The organism is Nocardia sp. NPDC006044, from assembly GCF_042871115.1.
In the GTDB taxonomy this organism is placed as follows: Bacteria; Actinomycetota; Actinomycetes; order Mycobacteriales; family Mycobacteriaceae; genus Nocardia.
The window spans coordinates 793,358-813,907 of record NZ_JBIAID010000002.1 but is presented as its reverse complement, the minus strand read 5'-3'; the positions used below and the strand labels follow the sequence as shown (position 1 = coordinate 813,907).

Genomic DNA, 20,550 nt, shown 5'->3' with positions numbered 1-20,550 from the left:
TCTTCCGTTTCTGCGGTTACGCGTCGGTGCTCGGTTTGGTCGTTTTCTTGGCCCGCACGCGCGGCTTCTTCGGTGCGACGGGCGGATGCTCGGCCAGCCACCCGTGGTGGACCTTGCCGAGCTCGGTGACGGGCGGCTCGCCGTAGAGCCATTCCCGGGAGATCTGATGCCAGTTCGCGGTGCAGCCGAGCTGACCGAGCATGCCGAAGGTGAGGAAGTCGGCGCGGCGGGAAAACAGATGCTCCGGCGGCAGGTTCTGCTGCTTCATCCCGGTGAACTCGCTGGCCCGCGGGTCGACCGCGAGCAGGAACGCGCCGCTGGCCAGCTCGGGAGTAATGGTCAGCTCCTCGTCGATCAGACACCACTCGGACGCGGCGAGCACGTACTCGAGACACTCCTCGGCGCCGATCTCCTCCGGTGAATCGATCACGCCGCGCTGGATCATCAACTCGCGCAGGTCTTCCGCGCGGTCCTCGGCGGCCGCGCGCAGGCAGGTCAGCTCGAACTGCACGTGCTCCGGGTCCATCCGGTTGAACAGCCCGAAGTCGAGGAAGGCGACCTTGCCGTCGTCGGCGAGCAGCACATTGCCCGGATGCGGGTCGCCGCAGAACTCGTTGAAGGTGAACAGCGAACCGACGTAGAAGCGGTAGATGATCTCGCCGATCCGGTCGCGCTCGGCGTCGGGCAACTGGCGGATCTCCTCGAAACCCTTGCCCGGCACGTACTCACTGACCAGTACCCGGGTGGTGCTGAGCTCGGGCATCGACCGCGGCACCACGATGAACGGATGCCCGGCGTAGAGCTCGGCGATCTGGAGCTGGGTATTGGCCTCGGCCTGGTAGTCGAGCTCGCTCTCCATGTTGAGCCGCAGCTCGTCCAGCACGGCCGGGGTCACCCACGGCATGGCCGATTGCAGCACCCGGCGAAACATGGCCAGGTTCTTCAGATCCGCGCGCACCGCGGCGTCGATGCCCGGGTACTGCACCTTGACCGCGACCCGCCGGCCGTCGTGCAGCGTGCCCCGGTAGACCTGCCCGATCGAGGCGGCCGCGATCGGCTCGGCCTCGAACTCGGCGAAGATCGCGCCGAGCGGCTGGCCGAAATCGTCCTCGATCACCTGACGCATCGACTCGAACGACACCGACGGCGCGGCATTGCGCAACACCGCGAGCCGCTTCTGGAACCGCTCCCGATGCGCCTCCGGCACCAGGTCCATGTCCAGCACGGACATCATCTGCCCGAGCTTCATGGCCACGCCCTTCATGGTGCCCAGCACCATCACCACCTGCTCGGTGGTGCGAATCATGGACTCCTCGGCCATCTTCGCGCGCACCGCGTCGGATCGGCCCCGCATCGACAGCCGTGCGCGCTGCGTCCGGATAACCGAGCTGGCCGCGACGGCACCGAGCTTGGTGCCACGAGCAAGCCGGGAGGTCGGTACTTGCTTCGCCATCGAGGTACCTCCATTGGTGCCAGTGCGCGGGGCGGTGACGCAGCCCACTCGGGCACACCGCTCGGGTTCAGAGTAGCCAACCGCGCGGCAAAGTCGAGCCCCTCGTCACACTTTTGCTAGCACCCCAGCTAGCACCCGGGGAGTCGGGCGTTTGATCAGTTAGCCGAGTTCGCGCCGGGTGCGGGCAGCACATGCGGCTGCGCGTTGAACACCTCGGCGGAGCCGTTAGCACGCGCCATCCCGTCGATCGCGCTCCAGGCCATCATGGTCAGGTAGTCGATCACTTCTTCGCGGGACATGGTCTTGTTCGTGGTCCACCAGTGCGTGGCCAACTGGATTCCGCCGACCAGGACGTAGGACCACAGCATGGCGCCGTCGGTCTGGATGCCCTTCTCGGTCGCGCGGTCGATGATGACCGCGGCCACCACCTCGGCGAACAGCTTCTCGAATTCGGCCAGCGAGGACTGGTCGGCCGAGCCGTTGCCCATGATGAAGCGATAGACCTCGGGGTCCTCGTCGACCGTGCCGACGTACTCGGCCAGCGCCGAACGGACCAGCTGATACTCGTCCGCGTCCAGGCTGATCGCGCCGTAGACCCTCGGCATCAGGGTGGTCTCGATGAACCGCTGCATGGTCGCGTGGACCAGGTCGTTCTTATCGGAGAAGTACCGGTACAGGACGGTTTTGGAGACGCCGATCTCGGCGGCGATCTCGTCCATCCCGGCATTGGAGCCGCGCGCCCGGACCGCGGCGAGCGTGCCGTCGACGAGTTCCTCGCGGCGGTCGATCTTGTGCTGGCGCCAACGGCGTTTGCGGCCATCGGTTCGGCCGGTGCGCACCGCCGCCGGTCGGTCGGCGAGCTCGCCGACGTCGACAAGGTCATCGGTGGACAGCGTGAGCTCCTTAGATTGGTCGGTTTCTCCTCGGACCACCAGCTTAGGTCCCGGTCGCTGGTCATATGCGCGTTTGGGCACGGATGCGACGGGTTGCACATCTTCCGCGCCTCAGGCGGGCAGCCGCTCCGGCACAGCAGAATGGAGGCATGGAGAAAGCTCCCGGCAACATCGCGGTCCTGGAAACGCCCCCGGCACCCGCGGCCGCCGCGCCCCTCGGCTTCGCCGCCGTGCTCGACGAGGACAGCAAGCGTCGCGACCTCTGGCGGATGAAGGCGCTGGCTACCGGGCTACTCGCGGTGGCAACGGCGATCTATCTGTTCTGTCGCTGGCTGGAATCGCGCGGCAGCGGTGGCGGCTGGGTGGACTATGTGCGCGCGGCGTCGGAGGCGGGCATGGTCGGCGCGCTGGCCGACTGGTTCGCCGTCACGGCGCTGTTCCGGCATCCGCTCGGCCTGCCGATTCCGCACACCGCGATCATCCGGAAGAAGAAGGACCAGCTCGGCGAGAGTCTCGGCACCTTCGTCGGCACCAACTTCCTGTCCCCCGAGGTGGTTTCGGCGAAGGTGACCTCGGCGCAGATCTCCTGGCGGGTCGGCAAGTGGATGGCCGATCCCGGTCACGCCGCGCGGGTGGCCGAGGAGAGTTCGACGCTGCTGCGCGCGGCGGTCGACGTGCTGCGCGACGAGGACGTCGAGCAGATCATCGACCAGACGATCGTCAAACGGATCGCCGAGCCGCTGTGGGGTCCGCCGATCGGCCGGGTGCTCTCGGAGTTGCTCGCCGACAACCGGCAACTGGTGCTGCTGGACCTGCTCGCCGAGCGGGCGCACCAGTGGGCGCTCGGTTCGCAGGAGACGATCGACCGGATCGTCTTGCGCGACGCACCGCAATGGGCGCCGAAATTCGTCAACATTTTGCTTTCCGAACGGATCTACCGCGAACTCGTCGAGTTCACCTGGAAGGTCCGGTCGAACCCCGAGCACGAGGTGCGGCTGGCCGCGAATCGTTTTCTCGAGGAATTCGCCGACGATCTGCAACACGACGACGCCATGATCAAGAAGGCGGAGCGGATCAAGGCGCAGATCATGGGCCGCGACGAAATCACCGGCATGGCCTCGGCGACCTGGCGCGCGGCCAAACGATTGATCTTGGAATCGGCCGACGATCCGAACAGCACGTTGCGGCGTAAGGTCGGCGAGAACGTGCAGCAACTCGGCGAGCGGTTGCGTGATGACGCGGATATGCGCGCGAAGGTGGACGGCTGGATCGACCGGGGGGCAAGGTATCTGGTCGGAAACTATGCCGGGGAGATCAGCACACTGGTCACCGATACGGTTGCCAGGTGGGATGCGGACGAGGCAAGCAAGAAGATCGAATTGCAGGTCGGGCGTGACCTGCAATTCATCCGCATCAACGGAACGGTCGTCGGTTCGCTTGCGGGCCTGGTGATTTACACAATTTCGCAACTGATGTTCGGCGGCTGAGCCGCAGCGCGCCGAATGTTTGCCGAGAGGGTGCTAGCAGACTGCTTGCAATAGTTAGCACCCTGCCCTAGAATTGAACTCGTACAACCGCCAGAAGGTGAGTGATGGCAGACCAGCCCGAGGTTTCCGCCGAGTACACCGATAGTTCGGCCGAGCAATCGACCGGCGTCGGAGAAAAAGCGGCCCGCGTGTTAGACGCGGCGCACGACATCGGAGGCTTCATCAGGGCACAGCGGGAGGCCGCGCAAGTCTCGCTGCGTCAGCTCGCCACCCTTGCGGGAGTGAGCAATCCGTACCTCAGCCAGATCGAGCGCGGATTGCGCAATCCGTCCGCCGAGGTACTCGCGCAGATCGCCAAGGCACTGCGGGTGTCGTCGGAGGTGTTGTACGTCCGAGCCGGTTATCTCGAACAGCGGCCCCACAGCCCGGTCCGGGATGCCCTGCTTGCCGATACGTCTGTCAGCGAACGGCAGAAGCAGGTACTGCTCGAAATCTACGAATCGTTTCGCCGGGAAAACGGAGGGAACGAGCCCGCGATGCGAGTGACGGGCCCGGAGGCGGCAGCGAGCGTAACCACGAAGGGCACCACGAACATCGCAAATGAACACAGGGGGGATGGGGACAGCGTCGTTCCGCGCACCACAACCGAAACTCCGCCACGCCAGGAGAACGAAATACCATGACCGAGAAGACCAACCCGACCGTGACCAAGCCGCTGCTCGCGACCGTCGGCGCCGGCGATGCCATCTACGCCGCCGTCACCGATGTCGTCACCCAGGTGCGTGAGCGCGCCGCGTCGACCGACGTCTCCGCCCGGGTCGAAGAGGCCCGTGAGCGCTTCGCCAACGTGCCCGCCGACGTGCAGGCCCAGTTCGAGACGCTGCGCGAGCGGCTGGCCGGACTGCCCTCGGAACTGCCGGAGGACCTCGCCGAGCTGCGCGAGAAGTTCACCCCCGAGGAACTGCGCACGCTGGCCGACAAGTACTACCACCAGGTGCTCGACATCTACGCCGATTTGGCCGTGCGCGGCGAGGAGACGGTGGAGCGGCTGCGCGCCAACCACCTCGTCGAGGAGCAGATCGAGCGCGTCGAGGGCCTGTACAAGGATGCCGCGACCCGCGCCGAAGACGTGCTGGGCCGGGTCAACGGCCTGCTCGGCCGCCCGGCCAAGGTCGAGGCAGCGCCGGCCGCGCCGGTCGTCGACGCCGAGGTCGTCACGGTGACCACCGAGACCACCCCGGCCCCCGAGGCCAACGGCGCCCCGGTCGAGGATGTCGCCCCGGCCCCGAAGAAGGCCCCGGCCAAGAAGGCTCCGGCCAAGAAGGCCGCGCCGAAGAAGGCTTGATCCACCCGGTTCGCCGGTCCGCCCGGTAGCTGATTTTCCAAGGGCCGCAACGGTATCGGAGTTCTGCCGCCCAACGCCCCTGCACACCCTGGTGTGCAGGGGCGTTGCTCGTATGATGGGACAGGTGAATATGGTGCACGGATTGACCGGGATGATCCTGCTCGTGCTGTGGCTGGCCGCGCTCGGCGCGACGATCTTCGCGCTGATCCACGCCGTGCGGCAGCGTCCGGACGCGTTCACCGCGGTGGACAAGCTGACCAAGCAGATCTGGCTGGCCATCCTCGGGGTCGCGGTGGTGCTCCTGCTGCTCTCGCCGGCCGGCCTCGGGCTGCTCTCGTTCATCGCGATCATCGCCACCGGCATCTATCTGGCCGACGTGCGGCCGAAGGTGGACGAGATTCAGCGGGGTCCGCGCTGGTAGGCGTGTCGCATCCCGGCGCGGTGGGCGGGCGGATCTGGTCCGGTCCCAGGCGCCGGACGTCGAATACTCGATAACTTTTCGAGTGCTAGCACTAGCTAGCAGCGCGCATCGAGGTTACTGTATCTAGCAGTAACACAAAGGAGTGTCCGATGCGTGCCCTGCTGCCGACTGCGTTGGTGAACTTCCCGGAACAGCTTCGCGGGAAGCTCGACGCACACCGCGCGAACCTGCGCTCGCGTACCTACGCGACCACCGCGTTCAACCCGCCCGCGATCGCCCCGGAGGTGATTCCGGTGATCACCAGGGACGGCGCCCGACTGCGCGTGCACGCCTACGGACCTGCCGATCGGCCGGTGATCGTGCTGGTGCACGGCTGGAGTTGCTGCATCGAATACTGGAACGCGCAGATCAACGCCTTCGCCGGCGAGTATCGCGTGGTCGCCTACGACCAGCGCGGCCACGGCGAGAGCGAGCGAGGCGGCAGCCCGCTGAGCATGGACCTGCTCGCCGATGACCTGGCCGCTGTGCTCGACGCGACGCTGCGCCCCGGCAAACGGGCCGTGCTGGTCGGTCACAGCCTCGGCGGCATGACCTTGCAGGCGTGGGCCGGGCGCTATCCCGACCACGTCGCCGCACAGGCGCTCGCGGTCCTGCTGACCAACACCGCACCCGATCGGCTGGTCTTCGAGACCACCGTGATCCCGCTGCTGAACCGGCCGATGCGGCTGCTGGAGCTGAAGGTTCCGCTGCCGTTCCTGTTCGGCCGGTTCGGACTCGGCGCGCCGCTGGTCTTCCCGCCCATCGCGCCCGTGCGGTGGTTGTTCGCCCGCTCGATCATGACCACCAAGGCCAAGGGCGACCTGCTCGACTACAGCATGGCCATCGTGCGCTCGTGTCCCGCGGTGGTGCGGGCGGAGTTCGGCCGGCTGCTCGCCGACATGAACGTCGGCGAGGCCGCCCGCAACCTGGTGGTGCCCACCACGGTGATCGCCGGCCAATTCGATGACATGACCCCCGTCGTGCATTCCGAGCGAATCGCCCAAATGCTCAGGGAAACCGGCAGTCTCGCGCGTTTCACCACCCTCCCGACCGGCCACCTCGGCAACACCGAGGCGTACGAGCAGTTCAACGAGGAACTGGGCCACGTGCTCGAATCGGTGCGCCTGCGCACCGAGATCGCCGGCTGACCCTCGGCCCAGGCGACCGCAGGTCGGGTACGGCTGGAAACGTGCTCAGCACTGCCCAGGGAAAACCTGGGACAGGTCCCCGACTTACTTACGCGGTTGGTATGGGCAACGCTCGGGTTCCAGCGTGGTCGTCGGCTTGTGGTCCGGTTCAAAGAGGCTTGGGAAACGAGGGCGTCGTGTGAGCGGGCCGGCGATCGCCGTGGGTCGCGCGGTCGTTTGGCGGCCGGGGTGGGGCAAATTGTCCGCCCCTTTCATCGAGTCGAGTCAAAGGGTCGTTGTTCAAGATCATTTGGCGACCTTTTGACTCGACTCGATTTTCGCTCAGGTGAAGACGACTGTGCGGCGGCCGTGGACTAGGACCCGGCCTTCGAGGTGCCAGCGGAGGCCGCGGGCCAGGACTACGCGTTCGATGTCGCGGCCCTGACGGACCATGTCGCGCACGTCGTCGGCGTGGTCGATGCGGGAGACGTCCTGTTCGATGATCGGGCCGGCGTCCAGTTCCGCCGTGACGTAGTGGCAGGTGGCGCCGATCAGTTTCACACCGCGGGCGAAGGCCTGGTGGTAGGGGCGGGCGCCGACGAACGACGGCAGGAAGCTGTGGTGGATGTTGATGGCGCGGCCGGTCCAGTGCGCGCACAGCTCCGGCGGCAGCACCTGCATGAATCGGGCGAGCACCACGGCGTCCGGGTTGTGCGCGTCGACCAGCGAACGGACCTCGGCGAAGGCGGGCCCGCGCTCGGCCGGGTCCTTCGGGAACCGCACGTGGTGGAACTTCACGCCGTGCGCCTCGGTCATCTCGGCCAGATCGGGGTGGTTGCCGATCACCGCCTCGATGGTCGCGGGCAGCTCGCCGCTGCCCGCGCGGCCGAGCAGATCGTGCAGGCAGTGCCCGTCCTTGCTGACCAGCAGCACGGCCCGGCGGCGGGCGCCGGAATCGAGCAGCTGCCACTCCGTCTCCGGCCCCAGCTCGGCAGCCACGCCGGCGAATCGGTCGCGCAGTTCGGCCAGCCCGAACGGCACGGTGGCGGCCTTGATCGCCTGCCGGGTGAAGAACCAGCCGCTGTCGGCGTCGGAGTGATAACCCGCCTCCACGATCGAGCCGCCGAATTCGGCGATGAACGAGGTGATCCGGGCGATGATGCCCGGCCGGTCGGGACAGCCGAGGGTCAGCACGAAACGTCGGTCGTCCAGGGCGGGTAGAGCGGCACTCATAAGCTCATCCTTCCAGGTCATCCCTGGACGATTGAGCAAGGGACGACTGATCTCGCCGACGCGATCGGTGACTCGCCGGGTACGAGCTACCTCGGCCGCGGCGCTACCGCCGGTCGCCGACGCTGCCCGCTGCGCACCCCGGCCCGGCCTGAATTCTCGGAGAGACGGGGGAGTCAGAGTTCGTAAAACGGTTCGGGGTAGCGGAATTCGCCGGTGATGCGCGGGTCGTAGGCGCTGAGCGTGCGGACCTGGAAGTGCGGTGCCCAGGCCGGGTCGTCCGGGGCGATGCCGAGGCGGGCGGCGGGGACGAAGCCGAACCGGGGGTAGTAGTCGAGGTGACCGAGCAGGCAGACCAGCGGCTCGTCGAGCGCGTCGGCGGCGCCGAGGACGGCGTGCATGAGCGCCGAGCCGGCACCGGTGCCCTGATGTTCGGCGAGCACGCCGATCGGGCCGAGCGCCAGCACCGGGAACGGGCCGATGCTCGCTCTGGTCAGGCACACGTGGCCGATCACCGTGTCGTACTCCACCGCGACCATCGACAGGGTCGGGATCCAGCCGGGGTCGCTGCGCAACCGGGCCACCAGATCGACCTCCGGCGGATCGGCGCCGTCGTCGGCCTGCGGTTCACCGGTGAGTTCGGTCAGGTCGCCGTCGGGTTGGTGCGGACCGAACGCGCTGCGATGTACCGCCGCGATCGCGGCGATGTCGTCGGCGAGCTCGCGACGGATCAGCACGGTGTCGTCTCCTCCCGAACCAAGTAGGGGTCCATCCGGCACACGGTAATCAGTCGACCGCTTCGTCACTACCGGCGATCTGGCACCAGGTACGAGTGTGCGGGAAGGGTTACCAGGCGCGCAACGGAATTCGCCACAGGTGTGCCAGACTCTCGGCTCATGGCAAGTTCCGCGTCTCCGACCAGGGCCGAAGTGGCCGCCATGATCGATCACACACTGCTGGCGCCGGGGGCGACCCCCGACGACGTCGCCGCGCTGATCTACGAAGCCCGCGAACTGGGGGTGCTGGCCGTCTGCGTATCGCCGTCGATGCTGCCGGTGCAGGCGCCGGGGCTGGTGGTGGCGACGGTCGCCGGATTCCCGTCCGGCAAACATCATTCGCTCGTCAAGGGCGCCGAGGCGCGGCTCGCGGTGGACCAGGGCGCGGCCGAGGTGGACATGGTCATCGATGTCGGCGCGGCGCTCGCGGGCGACTACAACGCGGTGCTCTCCGACATCGTCACGGTGCGCGAGGCGATGGGGGATCGCGCCGTGCTCAAGGTGATCATCGAGGCGGCCGCGTTGCCGGACGAGGCGATCGTCGAGGTCTGCCGGGTCGCCGAACGCGCGGGCGCGAATTTCGTGAAGACCTCCACGGGTTTTCACCCCGCGGGCGGCGCCAGCGTGCACGCGGTCGAGCTGATGGCCGCGACCGTCGGCGGACGGCTGGGGGTCAAGGCGAGCGGCGGTATCCGTACCGCCGAGGCCGCGGCCGAGCTGATCGCGGCGGGGGCGACGCGACTCGGATTGTCGAAGTCGCGCGAGGTGCTCGACGGGTTTCCCGCCTGACCTTCGAAAAAGCTTGAACCCCGGCCGGTTTCGCGCTTCAGTGAGCGAATCCGGCCGGGGTTCACTACTTCCGGGCTACGAGCAGGTCGCGCCGGCGTTCTGATCGGCCGCGGGCAGTTCGGAGCGAGTGCCCGCGAGCTTGACCGCGATGCCGTCGTCGGTGACCTTCACGTCGGTCGGTCGCATGTTGTACGGGTAGCTTTGCAGGCTCTTGGTGAACACCTCGACGATGCCCTGCACCAGGTCGGTGGGCAGACCCATGCCGAGCAGCTGTGCCGACATGGTCTCCACCTCGATGACCCCGCCCTTGATCACCGGCTTCACCTGCAACTGCGCCAGGCCGCCGAGCACGTCCAGGTTCAGCAGGTTCGAGCTCGCGGACGATTTCACGCCGCTGACCAGGCCGCCGAGCGTCTGCCGGATGCCGTCGTTGTTCCAGGTGACATCGGCCGAGGAGCTACCGATCACGCCGCCGCCGCGCCCGTTGTCGGTGACCTCGACGTCGTGGAACTCGGCGTGCACCACCATGCCGACCGCGGGGCCGAACTTGGTGTCGTCGCTGTCCACCTTCACCGTCGGCACCTTGCCGTCGAACCAGGTGATCAGCATCGGCTTGGCGCCGAAACTCACGTCGATCTTCGAACCCATTTCCTTCTCGAATTGCGTACTGATGCAGCGAGACACGGTATGTCTGGCGTACGCCTCGCCGCCGACCAAGGCCGTGGCGAGCAATATCGCTACCACGATCAGGGCGATCAGCAGGGCCCGCCGGTTGATCGTCATGGTGGACGGAGGCTTCGTACTCATGCGGCTGATTCTTCCCCACGTTTCTGTGCCGTCTCTGAGGGCCCATTGAGGGGTTCGAATGTGACATCTGACACAGGAATCGAGCGTAGCCTGATGACCATGGCTGGCGATGCGGCGGGCCGCGCCCTCGGTTCCGCGGACCACGGATGGCGCGTGCTGCGCCGATTGGCCGGTCGCCACGCGGGTTTCTTCACCACCCGGCAGGTCTTGCGCACCCACTGCGAGGCGCGGGTGCGGATCGGGCTCGGCGACGGCTCGGTGACCAGGGCCGGGGTCGGCCTGCTCCGACTATCCGAGTGGCCGGCCGGTCCGCTCGACGAATACGCCATGTGGGCGGCCTGGTTCGACGGCGCCGCGGCGGTCTCGCACCACAGCGCGGCCGAGCTACACGGCATCGGCCGGCTACGCCCCCGCTTCCTGCACCTATCCGTGGGCTCCGGCCGCCCGCCGGTGACCCCGCGACTAGTGGTGCTGCGGCGCTCACTGATCGGCACCGAGATCGAGTCGGCGGGCCCGTTCCTGGTGACGACCCCGCTGCGCACCGTGCTCGACCTGGCCGAGGGGGACATCGGCCAGTCCGCGTTGGACGAGGTGGTCGCCGACGCGATCGCCATCAACCGCTGCACCAGCGACGAAATCCGCACCGCCGCAGCCGCTCTCAGCCCCCGCGCGGCCGCGCGCGTCTACCGCGCACTGACCGGCGCCTGAGCCGGGCGCGAGCTAAGCCGAATCCGCCCGGGGCGGTTCGGGATTCGGGGCGACCGTGACCCAGGGCACCGACAGCACGCAGTCGCGCATGCGGCGGCGGTAGGGGCGGAGCGGGAAGCCTTCGTGGCGCAGGGATTCGGCGGTGGCGCGCCAGCGGACGCGGGGGCCGAAGGGGGCCAGGGGAGCGGCGCGGGCCCAGGCGCGGTCGGCGGCGGTGAGCAGGGCGTGGATGGGCTCGCCCGGAATGTTGCGGTGGATCAAGGCTTTCGGTAGTCGTTCGGCGATGTCGGAGGGCTGCTCGACGGTGAACGGGTCCCAGGCGAGGGTGAGTGATCGCGGGCCGGACCGGTCGAGCAGGACCCAGGCGCAGCGGCGGCCCAGTTCGTCGCAGGTGCCGTCGATCAGCAGACCGTCGGGTGCCAGACCGGACAGGATGGTCGACCAGGCTTCGGGCACAGCGGATTCCGGATACTGGCGCAGGACGTTGAACGCGCGCACCAAGACCGGTCGCAGACCGGCCAATTCGAATCCACCCCGGGCGAAGCGCACGCCGTCCCGGCCGGGCACCACGCGTTCCGGATCGATCTCCAGCCCGACGACGCGCACATCCGGGCGCACGGTGCGCAGCCGTCCCGCCAATTCCAGTGTCGTCCACGGGCTCGCGCCGTACCCGAGATCGACGACCAGCGGGTCGGCGGCCGCTCGCAGCCGCCCGGCCACCAGTTCGTCGTGGATCAGCCAGCGATCACTGCGCCGTAGCCGGTTGACACCGGTGGTACCGCGGGTGATGGTGCCGACCGGTTTGGTCAGCTGGTTGAGTGATGGTCGTCCAGCCACTGCACCGTGAATTCCGCCTCGGCCCGGAACAGGTCGACCAGGTTCACCAGCATCAGCTGCTCCAGCCGGGGACCGACCATCGGGATGAACACCTTGGCCTCGGAGGAGAAGCGCATGGTGCAGCCGGTGTCGGTGGGGAACAGGCGGATGGTGCCGCCCAGGCTGCCCGGCCCGGCCGGGATGGAGGCCGAATACTTGCCGGCGATCTCGTCGGCGCCGAACGGCCCGTAGCTCTCCTTGCGGGTGATGATCATGTCCTTGCGCATCACCGCCTGCGCGATCTCCGGCAGCATCTCGCGCGGCAGGACGTGGTGTAGTTCGACGTCGATGCCGCTGTCGCCGGCCGTCAGCTGCGCGACCTCGTTGCCCGGCGAGTACTTCCGCATCTCGGCCATCCGCGCGTCCCAGTAGTCGCGGCTCGACAGCGCCGAGTACAGCTCTTTGGTGGTGTGCAGCGGGTAGCGCGCAGAGTAATCGAGTCGACGGGCCATGATTCGAGAGATTACTGGGTGGGGTTGCCCCGGCCGCGCTCGGCGGTGTGGTTCACCCAGTGAACGAGCGGGAAGTGTGCTGCCGCAACAACTTCCCGCTCGGTTCCGCGTGTCAGTGCGAGTCGAGCCAGGTGTTGGTGAACTCTTCCTCGTTCTTCAGCACCTCGGTCAGGTGTTCGGCGATCGCGGACTCGATCTTGCCGCCGAACAGCGGGATCTTCACCTCGATGGTGCCGTTGGCGGCGGCGGTGGAGCCCGCGCCGTCGTCGGTCAGCGTGATGGTGCCGCGCACCTCGGCGGGCGCGCCGTCGACGGTCGCCTGGAAGGTGGCCGAGTCGCCGTTCCAGGTCTCCACCCGGGGGATGATGAGGTCGCCGGGGCGCACCGCGGTGATCGCGGCGGGCAGCAGCTCGGCGGCGATGGCCTGCACGAGCTGCACCCGGATCTGGTCGCCGGCGACCTGGACGGAGTCGAGCCGGGCGTTCGGCCCGCCGACCTCGGCGACGCGGTCTTTCCAGTACTGATCGTTCGCGAACGCCGCGCGCACGGCGGCAGCGGGATGCGAGTAGCGGGCCGTGTACGCCAGCGGTGTAGCCATGGTCGGACACGCTACCGTCTGCCTGTGCGAACTTCACGTGTGGTGCCGTCGGATGTGCTGGCCGCCACCGGCGCCCGGATACGCGAATCGGTGCCGCTGGCCGAGTTGACCACGCTGCGGGTCGGCGGACCCGCCACGGTCGCCGAGTGCGCCACCACCGAATCGCTGGTGGCGACGGTGCGCGCGCTGGACGCGGCGAGCATTCCGGTGCTGCTCATCGCGGGCGGTTCCAACCTGCTGATCAGCGACGACGGGTTCGACGGCGTGGTGGTCCGGGTGGCGACCGAGGGTGTCGAGCTCGGCGCGGACGGCGTGCTGGCCGAGGCGGGCGCGAACTGGGACGCGGTCGTCGCGGCGACGGTCGAGGCGGGTCTGGGCGGCCTCGAATGCCTGTCCGGCATCCCGGGTTCGGCCGGGGCGACGCCGGTGCAGAACGTCGGCGCGTACGGCGCGGAGGTGGCGACCCTGCTGCGCCGGGTGCGACTGTTCGATCGGCACACCGGCGCGATCCGCTGGGTCGAGCCCGGCGAGCTCGGTTTCGGTTACCGCACCAGCGTGCTCAAGCACCGCGACGACGCCGTGGTGCTCGCCGTCGAATTCGCGCTCGACCCGACCGGCGCGAGCGCCCCGCTGCGCTACGGCGAGCTCGCCACCACGCTCGGCGCCGCCGACGGCGAATCCCGGCCTGCCGCCGAGGTCCGGGCGGCGGTGCTGCGCCTGCGCGCGGGCAAGGGCATGGTGCTCGATCCGGCCGACCACGACACCTGGAGCGCGGGTTCCTTCTTCACCAATCCGGTGGTGCCCGAGGACCGAGTGGCAGAGGTGCGCGCCGCGATCGCGGCATATGTGGGAGATGTCACGGTGCCGACCTATCCGGCGCCGGACGGGGTCAAATTCTCCGCGGGCTGGCTGATCGAACGGGCCGGCTTCGCCAAAGGTTTTCCCGGCGAAGACGCCCCGGCCCGGCTGTCCACCAAACACACCCTTGCGCTCACGAATCGCGGTGCGGCGACCGCCGCGGATCTGGCCGATCTGGCCAGGACGGTGCGCGATGGGGTGGTCGCGAGATTCGGCATCCGATTGGAGCCGGAACCCGTCACGGTCGATGTGCCGCTGTAACCGGGTGAAACGGACACCACACCTTTCGCTAGCCAATTGAACGAGTTTGCCCGCGTAAATTCGATGGCGTGAGCAACCGTCCAGGGATCCGCAGACCGGTCGCCGCTGTCTCGGCCGTGCTACTCGTCGTGATCGCCTTGGTCGCCGGATGCGGCAGTGGTAGCGGTGGCGACAACAGCACGCCCCGCGATCCCGGCCCGGTGGCCAAGGTGACCTTCGCGCCGGAGAACAACGCCACGAAGGTCAATCCGGCCGCGCCGGTCTCGGTCACCGTCGCGAACGGCACCATCGATCAAATCGCGCTGACCAACGCCGCCGGCAAGCAGGTGGCCGGCGAATTCAGCCCGGACAAGCGCAGTTACAAGATCAGCGAGGCGCTCGGCTACGACGCCACCTACACCTGGTCCGGCACCGCGATCGGCACCGATCGCAAGCCGGTGCCGATCGAGGGCAAGTTCAGTACGCTCGCGCCGAAGAACACCGTCCCGGCGACCATCAACATCGCGGACAACCAAGAGGTCGGCATCGCCGCGCCGATCATCCTGCAGTTCAAGGCTTCCGTGCAGAACAAGGCCGCGGTGGAGAAGGCGCTGACCATCACCACCGACCCGCCCACCGAGGGCGCGTGGGCCTGGTTCCCGGACGACAACGGCTCCCGGGTGCATTGGCGCCCCAAGGATTACTGGGTCCCCGGCACCACCGTGCACGTCTCGGCCAAGCTCTACGGACTCGATCTCGGCGGCGGCAATTACGGATACACCGATCTCACCACCGATTTCCGCATCGGCCGCAGCCAGATCGTCAAGGCCAACGCGCCGAGCCACCGGATGCAGGTGGTCCGGGACGGCAAGACCGTGTTCGATTTCGCGGTCAGCTACGGCGAGGGCAACGAGCCGCGCAACGTGACCCGCTCCGGGCTGCACGTGGTCACCGAGAAGTACGAAGACTTCCTGATGTCGAATCCGCCGTTCTACACCAACGTTCGCGAGCGCTGGGCCGTACGCATCTCCAACAACGGCGAATTCATCCACGCGAACCCGGAATCCGTGGGCGCTCAAGGGTCTTCGAATGTCACCAACGGCTGCATCAATCTCTCGCCCAGCGACGCCCAGGCGTACTTCCCGACCGCGCTCTACGGCGATCCGGTGGAGGTGACCGGTACCTCCATTCCGCTGTCCGCCGCCGACGGCGATCTCTACGACTGGACCATCGACTGGGCCACCTGGAAAACCATGTCCGCCGAGGACGGCTCCACCTCGGTCGTTTCCGCGACCCCGGTCGCACCCGGCCCGCCCCGCTAGGCTCGAGCTCGATCGAGATCGCGGTGTGAGGTTCGGAGGGTGACAGGGTGAGTGGTCGTGCAGCGGTGCTCGGTCCCGGTGGAGTGGTCGGCACCGCCTGGTTGCTCGGCGTCGTGGAAGGCTTGCGCCGCAACCGCATCGAGCTCGCGGATGCCGATCTGCTGGTCGGCACCTCGGCCGGCGCGATCGCCGCGGCCGGGCTGGCCGACGGCCGGGATCTGAACGCCTACGCCGAACTTCCGCCCGACGACGGCGCCCCGCTGATCGTGGATCCCGCGGTGACGGCGGAGGTGTTCGAGGTGCTGCGCGGCACGGGCAGTTCGTCCAGCAAACTGCATCGCGTCGGCAAGCTGGCGTTGCGCGCGAACACCAGCCCGGAGCGGGAGCGCATCGAACGGATGAAAGTTATGGTGGGCGAAGGCGATTGGCCGCATCCCCAGCTGCTCATCCCCACCGTGGACATAGATTGCGGCGAGCCGAGGGTCTGGCGGGCCACCGACGGCGTACCGGTGCACCAGGTCATCACGGCGAGCACCGCGATGCCCGGCCTGGCCGCGCCGGTCACCATCGGCGCGCACCGCCACATCGACGGCGCGCTGCGCAACGGCTCGAATGCCGATCTGGCCGAAGGCTATTCGACGCTGATCCTGATCGAGCCGCTGGCCCACGCGTTCCCGACCACGGTGCCGTCGAGCGCGCAGCGGGTCGCCCGGATCATCCCGGACGCCGCCGCGCTGCGCGCCTTCGGCCCGAGCCTCGACGATCGGTCGAGCTGGCCCGTCGTGTTCACCGCGGGCCTGCGCCAGGGCAGGGCCGCGGCCGACGAGGTGCGCGCGGTCTGGCGCTGACTAGCGCCGCAGCGAGGTGTCGAGATCGGGGTCGTTCTCGACCTCCCGGTCGGCCGCCCGCTGGGCGCGCACCGCATCGTGCCGCTCGGCCAGCAGGTCGCGGATCTCGATGAGCAGTTCGGTCTCGGTCGGCTCGGCCGCCTTCGTCGTGCCGAAGCGGTTCTTGATCGTCTTCATCGGCAGCATCAGCACGAAATACAGCACGGCGGCGACCACGAAGAAGTTGATGAACGCGGTCAGGATCGGGCCGATCTGGATGAAGGTCGCGGGTTTGTCCGCGATCAGCTGAACGCCGAGTCCCAGCTCGTTCTGGCTGCCGAACACCGCCAGCAGGGGATTGATCACGCCCTTGGTCACCGAGGTGACCACCGCGGTGAACGCGGTGCCCATTACGACAGCAACTGCGAGATCGAGGACGTTCCCTCGCATCAGGAACTCTTTGAAGCCCTTGAACATGAGCACAAAACCCCAATCTGATGTAGACGACGTCAAAGCATCAGATGCTAACGGCCGGAGGTAACCGCCGAAGATTCGGCAAACCTTCCGCTAACCTTCGGCCGGTAGTGGGTAATTCGATTCGGCTATCAGTGTTCAGCTGCGCCGGGCGAAGCGTCCGGCGTCGGCCTGATCGCGCGGCTTGACGATGATCTGGTCCAGGTTCACGTGCGACGGCCGGGACGCGACGAAGCCGACGATCTCCGCGATGTCCTGCGCGACCAGCGGATCGATCCCCTCGTACACCTTGGCGGCGCGCTCCTCGTCGCCGTCGAAGCGGACCAGCGAGAACTCGGTTTCCACTGCGCCGGGCGCGATTTCGGTGAGCCGCACCGGCTGGCCGAGCAGCTCGCCGCGCAGGGTGCGGTGCAGCACGGCCTGGGCGTGCTTGGCCGTGGTGTAGCCGGCGCCGTTGTCGTAGGCGACGAACGCGGCAACCGAGGTGATGGTGACGATGAGGCCGTCGCCGGAGGCAATGAGCTTGGGCAGCAAGGCCTTCGTGAGCCGCAGCGTGCCGAGCACGTTGGTCTCCCACATCCAGCGCCAGTCGTCCAGGTCGGCGTCGGCGACGGTGGCCAGGCCCTTGGCGCCGCCCGCGTTGTTGACCAGCACGTCGGCCCGCTCGATCGCGGCGGTGAAGGAAGCCACCGACTCGTCCGAGGTGACGTCGAGTTCCAGTGCGGTGCCGCCGATCTCGTCGGCGACCCGCTGCAGGCGATCGAGCCTGCGCGCGCCGACGTAGACGTGATAGCCCTGTTTGGCCAGTTCGCGGGCGGTGGCCTCGCCGATGCCGGAGCTGGCTCCGGTGACGACAGCGGTGCGAGTGCTCATATAAGCGATCCTAGGTGCCGGTCGTTTGCGGGCAGGAGCGCTGTTGCGGGGATCACCGTTAGCCTGAGCGGTATGGCTATTCGGGACGCGGTGAGCGCGGACGGCACCAACATCGTCTACCGGGTGAGTGGCCCGGCCGGCGCGCGTCCGCTGGTGCTGTTGCACGGCTGGTCGGCGAATCTGCGCTGCTGGGGACGTGCCGCCGACGAGCTCGCCGCCCGGTTCCGGGTGCTCGCCGTCGACCTGCGCGGCCACGGCTATTCCGATGTGCCGGCCGCGGGCTACGACGACCCGAAGAACTGGGCCGCCGACGTCGCGGCCGTGCTGGCGGGCGAGGGTATCGAGTCCGGCGCGATCCTGCTCGGCTGGTCCTACGGCGGCATCGTGCTCAGCGACTACCTGACCGCCTACGGCACCGACGCGATCGCGGGCATCGTCTTCAGCAGTTCGCAGGCCAATATCGGCCGCGGGGTGCCCGGCGCGGCGGCCGGTCCGGCCATGCAGGCCGCGATGCCCGGCGTCTTCGAGGAGAGCGCGGGTCGCGCGGTGCGGGCGTTCGGCGCCTTCGGCAACGCCAACACCGGCCCCGGCGCGGACAGGGGCGTCGATGCGCAGCGCCTGTTCGGCACGAGCCTCGCCACCTTGCCGTCGGTGCGCAAGGCGCTGTTCTATCGCACCACCGACAACACCGAAACCCTTCGCACACTGGATATTCCGGCGCTGGTGCTGCACGGCACCGATGACCCGGTGGTGCCGATCGAGAACGGCCGCTACGTCTACGAGGCGGTCCCGGACGCGCGCGCGTCGTTCTGGGAGGGCAGTCAGCACGGGCTGTTCATCGAAGACCCGGCTCGCTTCGCCGGCGAGATCGGCATGTTTGCCGACAGCCTCTGATTTCCGGCCATGTGCGCCCTTTCTCCTGGGCATTCCGGAAAATAGGGCGTTTGCCGTCTGTCAGGGAGTTCACTGCGCCCCTGTGATAGCTCTCACTCGAGCGCGTGACGGTGTGGAGGCCGGGAATCCAACGTGCACTATGGATAGTGTGAGTCAACGCCCGGACCTACGGCCGAACCGTGTCGCCGTGCTATCGGTGCATACCTCACCACTGGCTCAGCCGGGCACCGGCGACGCGGGCGGCATGAACGTCTACGTGCTGCAAACCGCACTTCAGCTGGCCCGGCGCGGCACCGAGGTGGAGATCTTCACCCGGGCCACCGCCTCCAATCTGCCGCCCGTGCAAGAAGCGGGCCCCGGCGTGCTGGTGCGCAACGTGGTCGCCGGTCCGTTCGAGGGACTCGACAAACACGACCTGCCCACCCAGCTCTGCCCGTTCACCGCGGAAGTGCTGCGTCAGGAGGCACGGCATCTGCCCGGCTACTACGACCTCGTGCACTCGCACTACTGGCTGTCCGGCCAGGTCGGCTGGCTGGCCCGGGACCGCTGGCGGGTGCCGCTGGTGCACACCGCGCACACGCTGGCCGCGGTGAAGAACGCCGCGCTCGCCGAAGGTGACTGTCCGGAGCCGCTGACCCGCGAGATCGGCGAGAAGCAGGTGATCGGCGAGGCGGATCGACTGGTCGCCAACACCGCGGACGAGGCCCGTCAGCTGGTCGAGCTGTACAGCGCCGATCCCGAGCGCATCGACGTGGTGCCGCCCGGCGCGGACCTGACCCGGTATCAACCGGGCGACAAGGCCGCGGCTCGCGCGGCGCTCGGCCTGGCCGCCGACGAACAGATCGTCGCGTTCGTCGGCCGGATCCAGCCGTTGAAGGCGCCGGATGTACTGGTCCGCGCCGCGGCCGAGGTGCTGCGCGCCGATCCGGCCCACGCGCTTCGCGTGCTGATCGTCGGCGGTCCATCCGGCAGCGGACTGGAACGCCCGGACGCGCTCATCGAACTGGCCGCCGCCCTCGGCATCGCCGACCGCGTCACCTTCCTGCCGCCGCAACCGCCGGACCAGCTCGTCCTGGTCTATCGCGCAGCCGATCTGGTCGCGGTGCCGAGCTACAACGAATCCTTCGGGCTGGTCGCGATCGAGGCCCAGGCCAGCGGCACCCCGGTGCTGGCGGCCGACGTCGGCGGGCTGGGCACGGCCGTGCGGCACGGCGAAACCGGCCTGCTGGTGCCCGGTCACCGGACCCCGGATTGGGCCGGCGCCCTGGGCTATCTGCTCGACGACCCCGGCCGGCTGCGCCGGATGAGCGGGCGCGCGGTCGAGCACGCCGCCAACTTCTCCTGGGAGCACACCGCCGACGGATTGCTCGCCAGCTACTCCGCGGCACTCACCGATTTCCGGGCCGAGCGCGCCGCCCTCGGCGCCGGCCGGATGAGCGGCGCGCTGCGTGACGACGTGCGCGAACGGGTACCCGGTGAACGCATTAGCCTGGAATCCAGTCAGGCCAGGTCGCGGGCGCTGTGGCGGCGCCGGATGGGAGCACGCCGGTGAACGAGGTGCAGGCAAGCGCTCAGCTGATCGAGGAAACCCTGCGGGACCGGGAGATCGAGCACGACCGGTCCGGCGCGGAGACCTTCGTCGTCGTCCTGCCCGGTGAACGCAAACTGAAGACCAGCGTCATGCTCACCGTCGGCAAGCACGGGGTCCGCATCGAGTCGTTCGTCTGCCGCAAGCCGGACGAGAACTTCGAGGGCGTCTACAAATTCCTGCTCCGCCGCAACCGCAGGCTCTACGGCGTGGCCTACACCCTGGACCGGGTCGGCGACATCTACCTGGTCGGCCAGATCGCCACGCACGCCCTCACCGCCGACGAACTCGACCGGGTCTTCGGGCAGGTGCTCGAGGCCGTGGACGCCGATTTCAACGTGCTGCTCGAACTCGGTTTCGCCGAATCCATTCGCAAGGAATGGAAATGGCGGGTCTCGCGCGGGGAATCGCTGAAGAACCTGCGCGCCTTCGAACACCTGGTAGACGCGGCCGACAAGCCGTAAATTCTCTGC

At 68.2% G+C, this 20,550-nt stretch carries 23 protein-coding genes; 13 read left to right on the top strand and 10 right to left on the bottom strand.

What is annotated here, in order from left to right; translation table 11 throughout:
• Nucleotides 1-16: 16 nt before the first annotated feature.
• Together ACFYO1_RS21255 and ACFYO1_RS21250 are read right to left on the bottom strand one after the other, a co-directional pair.
• Nucleotides 17-1,453 (bottom strand): ABC1 kinase family protein, encoded by a 1,437-nt coding sequence (locus ACFYO1_RS21255; protein ID WP_387233469.1) that lies wholly within the window; start codon nt 1,451-1,453, stop codon nt 17-19.
• A gap of 155 nt (nt 1,454-1,608) precedes the next feature.
• Nucleotides 1,609-2,292, bottom strand: coding sequence for a TetR/AcrR family transcriptional regulator (locus ACFYO1_RS21250; RefSeq protein ID WP_150399863.1), 684 nt, complete (start codon nt 2,290-2,292; stop codon nt 1,609-1,611).
• Between the two features lie 203 nt (nt 2,293-2,495).
• Here ACFYO1_RS21250 and ACFYO1_RS21245 point away from each other — a divergent pair, with 203 nt between their 5' ends.
• From ACFYO1_RS21245 to ACFYO1_RS21225, 5 genes are all read left to right on the top strand, one after another.
• Nucleotides 2,496-3,833, top strand: a complete 1,338-nt coding sequence (locus tag ACFYO1_RS21245) for a DUF445 domain-containing protein (RefSeq protein ID WP_387233466.1) — start codon at nt 2,496-2,498, stop codon at nt 3,831-3,833.
• Between the two features lie 104 nt (nt 3,834-3,937).
• Nucleotides 3,938-4,516, top strand: a complete 579-nt coding sequence (locus ACFYO1_RS21240) for a helix-turn-helix domain-containing protein (RefSeq protein ID WP_387233463.1) — start codon at nt 3,938-3,940, stop codon at nt 4,514-4,516.
• On the top strand, nt 4,513-5,178 hold the full coding sequence (locus ACFYO1_RS21235; RefSeq protein WP_387233462.1) for a heparin-binding hemagglutinin: 666 nt from the start codon (nt 4,513-4,515) through the stop codon (nt 5,176-5,178). The genes ACFYO1_RS21240 and ACFYO1_RS21235 overlap by 4 nt, the downstream gene beginning before the upstream one ends.
• A gap of 115 nt (nt 5,179-5,293) precedes the next feature.
• Nucleotides 5,294-5,599 carry a DUF2516 family protein gene (locus ACFYO1_RS21230; RefSeq protein WP_150399860.1) on the top strand — a complete coding sequence of 102 codons (306 nt, stop codon included), beginning with the start codon at nt 5,294-5,296 and terminating at the stop codon, nt 5,597-5,599.
• Between the two features lie 149 nt (nt 5,600-5,748).
• Nucleotides 5,749-6,786, top strand: coding sequence for an alpha/beta fold hydrolase (locus ACFYO1_RS21225; protein ID WP_387233459.1), 1,038 nt, complete (start codon nt 5,749-5,751; stop codon nt 6,784-6,786).
• Nucleotides 6,787-7,107: 321 nt separating this feature from the next.
• On the opposite strand, the gene purU is transcribed toward ACFYO1_RS21225, so the two are convergent.
• Nucleotides 7,108-7,998, bottom strand: a complete 891-nt coding sequence (purU, locus tag ACFYO1_RS21220; protein WP_387233456.1) for a formyltetrahydrofolate deformylase — start codon at nt 7,996-7,998, stop codon at nt 7,108-7,110.
• Between the two features lie 173 nt (nt 7,999-8,171).
• Entirely contained in the window at nt 8,172-8,732 is a 561-nt protein-coding gene (locus ACFYO1_RS21215; RefSeq protein ID WP_387233454.1) for a GNAT family N-acetyltransferase, read from the bottom strand.
• A gap of 159 nt (nt 8,733-8,891) precedes the next feature.
• On the opposite strand from ACFYO1_RS21215, the gene deoC reads away from it, so the two are divergent.
• Nucleotides 8,892-9,560 (top strand): deoxyribose-phosphate aldolase, encoded by a 669-nt coding sequence (gene deoC / locus ACFYO1_RS21210; protein ID WP_387233451.1) that lies wholly within the window; start codon nt 8,892-8,894, stop codon nt 9,558-9,560.
• Nucleotides 9,561-9,635: 75 nt separating this feature from the next.
• Here the strand turns inward: deoC and ACFYO1_RS21205 are convergent, their stop codons facing one another.
• A complete protein-coding gene (locus ACFYO1_RS21205) occupies nt 9,636-10,367 on the bottom strand; it encodes a DUF2993 domain-containing protein (protein ID WP_387233448.1) in 732 nt (243 codons plus the stop codon).
• A 99-nt stretch (nt 10,368-10,466) separates the two neighbouring features.
• Here ACFYO1_RS21205 and ACFYO1_RS21200 point away from each other — a divergent pair, with 99 nt between their 5' ends.
• A complete protein-coding gene (locus tag ACFYO1_RS21200) occupies nt 10,467-11,075 on the top strand; it encodes a hypothetical protein (RefSeq protein ID WP_387233445.1) in 609 nt (202 codons plus the stop codon).
• A gap of 12 nt (nt 11,076-11,087) precedes the next feature.
• Here the strand turns inward: ACFYO1_RS21200 and ACFYO1_RS21195 are convergent, their stop codons facing one another.
• From ACFYO1_RS21195 to ACFYO1_RS21185, 3 genes are all read right to left on the bottom strand, one after another.
• Nucleotides 11,088-11,912 carry a class I SAM-dependent methyltransferase gene (locus ACFYO1_RS21195; protein ID WP_387233442.1) on the bottom strand — a complete coding sequence of 275 codons (825 nt, stop codon included), beginning with the start codon at nt 11,910-11,912 and terminating at the stop codon, nt 11,088-11,090.
• Nucleotides 11,882-12,403 carry a DUF2505 domain-containing protein gene (locus tag ACFYO1_RS21190; RefSeq protein WP_387233439.1) on the bottom strand — a complete coding sequence of 174 codons (522 nt, stop codon included), beginning with the start codon at nt 12,401-12,403 and terminating at the stop codon, nt 11,882-11,884. The genes ACFYO1_RS21195 and ACFYO1_RS21190 overlap by 31 nt, the downstream gene beginning before the upstream one ends.
• A gap of 112 nt (nt 12,404-12,515) precedes the next feature.
• Nucleotides 12,516-13,001 (bottom strand): DUF2505 domain-containing protein, encoded by a 486-nt coding sequence (locus tag ACFYO1_RS21185; RefSeq protein WP_387233436.1) that lies wholly within the window; start codon nt 12,999-13,001, stop codon nt 12,516-12,518.
• A gap of 24 nt (nt 13,002-13,025) precedes the next feature.
• Between ACFYO1_RS21185 and ACFYO1_RS21180 the strand changes: the two genes are divergently transcribed.
• From ACFYO1_RS21180 to ACFYO1_RS21170, 3 genes are all read left to right on the top strand, one after another.
• Entirely contained in the window at nt 13,026-14,120 is a 1,095-nt protein-coding gene (locus ACFYO1_RS21180; protein WP_387233433.1) for a UDP-N-acetylmuramate dehydrogenase, read from the top strand.
• A 68-nt stretch (nt 14,121-14,188) separates the two neighbouring features.
• The gene (locus tag ACFYO1_RS21175; protein WP_387233430.1) at nt 14,189-15,421 is read left to right on the top strand and encodes an Ig-like domain-containing protein; all 1,233 of its coding nucleotides are present in this window, start codon (nt 14,189-14,191) and stop codon (nt 15,419-15,421) included.
• A 47-nt stretch (nt 15,422-15,468) separates the two neighbouring features.
• Nucleotides 15,469-16,269, top strand: coding sequence for a patatin-like phospholipase family protein (locus tag ACFYO1_RS21170; protein WP_387233427.1), 801 nt, complete (start codon nt 15,469-15,471; stop codon nt 16,267-16,269).
• On the opposite strand, the gene mscL is transcribed toward ACFYO1_RS21170, so the two are convergent.
• Both mscL and ACFYO1_RS21160 read right to left on the bottom strand, forming a co-directional pair.
• Complete coding sequence (gene mscL / locus ACFYO1_RS21165) at nt 16,270-16,725, bottom strand: large conductance mechanosensitive channel protein MscL (protein WP_387235276.1); 456 nt, start codon at nt 16,723-16,725, stop codon at nt 16,270-16,272.
• A 135-nt stretch (nt 16,726-16,860) separates the two neighbouring features.
• Complete coding sequence (locus ACFYO1_RS21160) at nt 16,861-17,595, bottom strand: SDR family NAD(P)-dependent oxidoreductase (RefSeq protein ID WP_387233424.1); 735 nt, start codon at nt 17,593-17,595, stop codon at nt 16,861-16,863.
• A 72-nt stretch (nt 17,596-17,667) separates the two neighbouring features.
• Here ACFYO1_RS21160 and ACFYO1_RS21155 point away from each other — a divergent pair, with 72 nt between their 5' ends.
• The 3 genes from ACFYO1_RS21155 to ACFYO1_RS21145 all read left to right on the top strand — a co-directional run bounded on the left by ACFYO1_RS21155 (nt 17,668) and on the right by ACFYO1_RS21145 (nt 20,541).
• Nucleotides 17,668-18,489: an alpha/beta fold hydrolase gene (locus ACFYO1_RS21155; RefSeq protein WP_387233421.1), complete on the top strand. Its 822-nt coding sequence runs from the start codon at nt 17,668-17,670 to the stop codon at nt 18,487-18,489.
• A 139-nt stretch (nt 18,490-18,628) separates the two neighbouring features.
• Nucleotides 18,629-20,041, top strand: coding sequence for a D-inositol-3-phosphate glycosyltransferase (gene mshA / locus ACFYO1_RS21150; RefSeq protein WP_387233418.1), 1,413 nt, complete (start codon nt 18,629-18,631; stop codon nt 20,039-20,041).
• Nucleotides 20,038-20,541, top strand: a complete 504-nt coding sequence (locus ACFYO1_RS21145; protein ID WP_387233415.1) for a YbjN domain-containing protein — start codon at nt 20,038-20,040, stop codon at nt 20,539-20,541. Before mshA ends, ACFYO1_RS21145 begins: the two co-directional genes overlap by 4 nt.
• Nucleotides 20,542-20,550: the final 9 nt, after the last annotated feature.

Excerpts from the sequence above, each read along its gene's own strand:
- mshA (WP_387233418.1), top strand. The coding sequence starts at position 18,629 with ATGGATAGTGTGAGTCAACGCCCGGACCTACGGCCGAACCGTGTCGCC.
- mscL (WP_387235276.1), bottom strand. The coding sequence starts at position 16,725 with ATGTTCAAGGGCTTCAAAGAGTTCCTGATGCGAGGGAACGTCCTCGAT.
- deoC (WP_387233451.1), top strand. The coding sequence starts at position 8,892 with ATGGCAAGTTCCGCGTCTCCGACCAGGGCCGAAGTGGCCGCCATGATC.
- ACFYO1_RS21155 (WP_387233421.1), top strand. The coding sequence starts at position 17,668 with ATGGCTATTCGGGACGCGGTGAGCGCGGACGGCACCAACATCGTCTAC.
- ACFYO1_RS21160 (WP_387233424.1), bottom strand. The coding sequence starts at position 17,595 with ATGAGCACTCGCACCGCTGTCGTCACCGGAGCCAGCTCCGGCATCGGC.
- ACFYO1_RS21230 (WP_150399860.1), top strand. The coding sequence starts at position 5,294 with ATGGGACAGGTGAATATGGTGCACGGATTGACCGGGATGATCCTGCTC.
- ACFYO1_RS21205 (WP_387233448.1), bottom strand. The coding sequence starts at position 10,367 with ATGAGTACGAAGCCTCCGTCCACCATGACGATCAACCGGCGGGCCCTG.
- ACFYO1_RS21255 (WP_387233469.1), bottom strand. The coding sequence starts at position 1,453 with ATGGCGAAGCAAGTACCGACCTCCCGGCTTGCTCGTGGCACCAAGCTC.
- ACFYO1_RS21185 (WP_387233436.1), bottom strand. The coding sequence starts at position 13,001 with ATGGCTACACCGCTGGCGTACACGGCCCGCTACTCGCATCCCGCTGCC.
- ACFYO1_RS21235 (WP_387233462.1), top strand. The coding sequence starts at position 4,513 with ATGACCGAGAAGACCAACCCGACCGTGACCAAGCCGCTGCTCGCGACC.
- ACFYO1_RS21245 (WP_387233466.1), top strand. The coding sequence starts at position 2,496 with ATGGAGAAAGCTCCCGGCAACATCGCGGTCCTGGAAACGCCCCCGGCA.
- ACFYO1_RS21240 (WP_387233463.1), top strand. The coding sequence starts at position 3,938 with ATGGCAGACCAGCCCGAGGTTTCCGCCGAGTACACCGATAGTTCGGCC.
- purU (WP_387233456.1), bottom strand. The coding sequence starts at position 7,998 with ATGAGTGCCGCTCTACCCGCCCTGGACGACCGACGTTTCGTGCTGACC.
- ACFYO1_RS21200 (WP_387233445.1), top strand. The coding sequence starts at position 10,467 with ATGGCTGGCGATGCGGCGGGCCGCGCCCTCGGTTCCGCGGACCACGGA.
- ACFYO1_RS21190 (WP_387233439.1), bottom strand. The coding sequence starts at position 12,403 with ATGGCCCGTCGACTCGATTACTCTGCGCGCTACCCGCTGCACACCACC.
- ACFYO1_RS21225 (WP_387233459.1), top strand. The coding sequence starts at position 5,749 with ATGCGTGCCCTGCTGCCGACTGCGTTGGTGAACTTCCCGGAACAGCTT.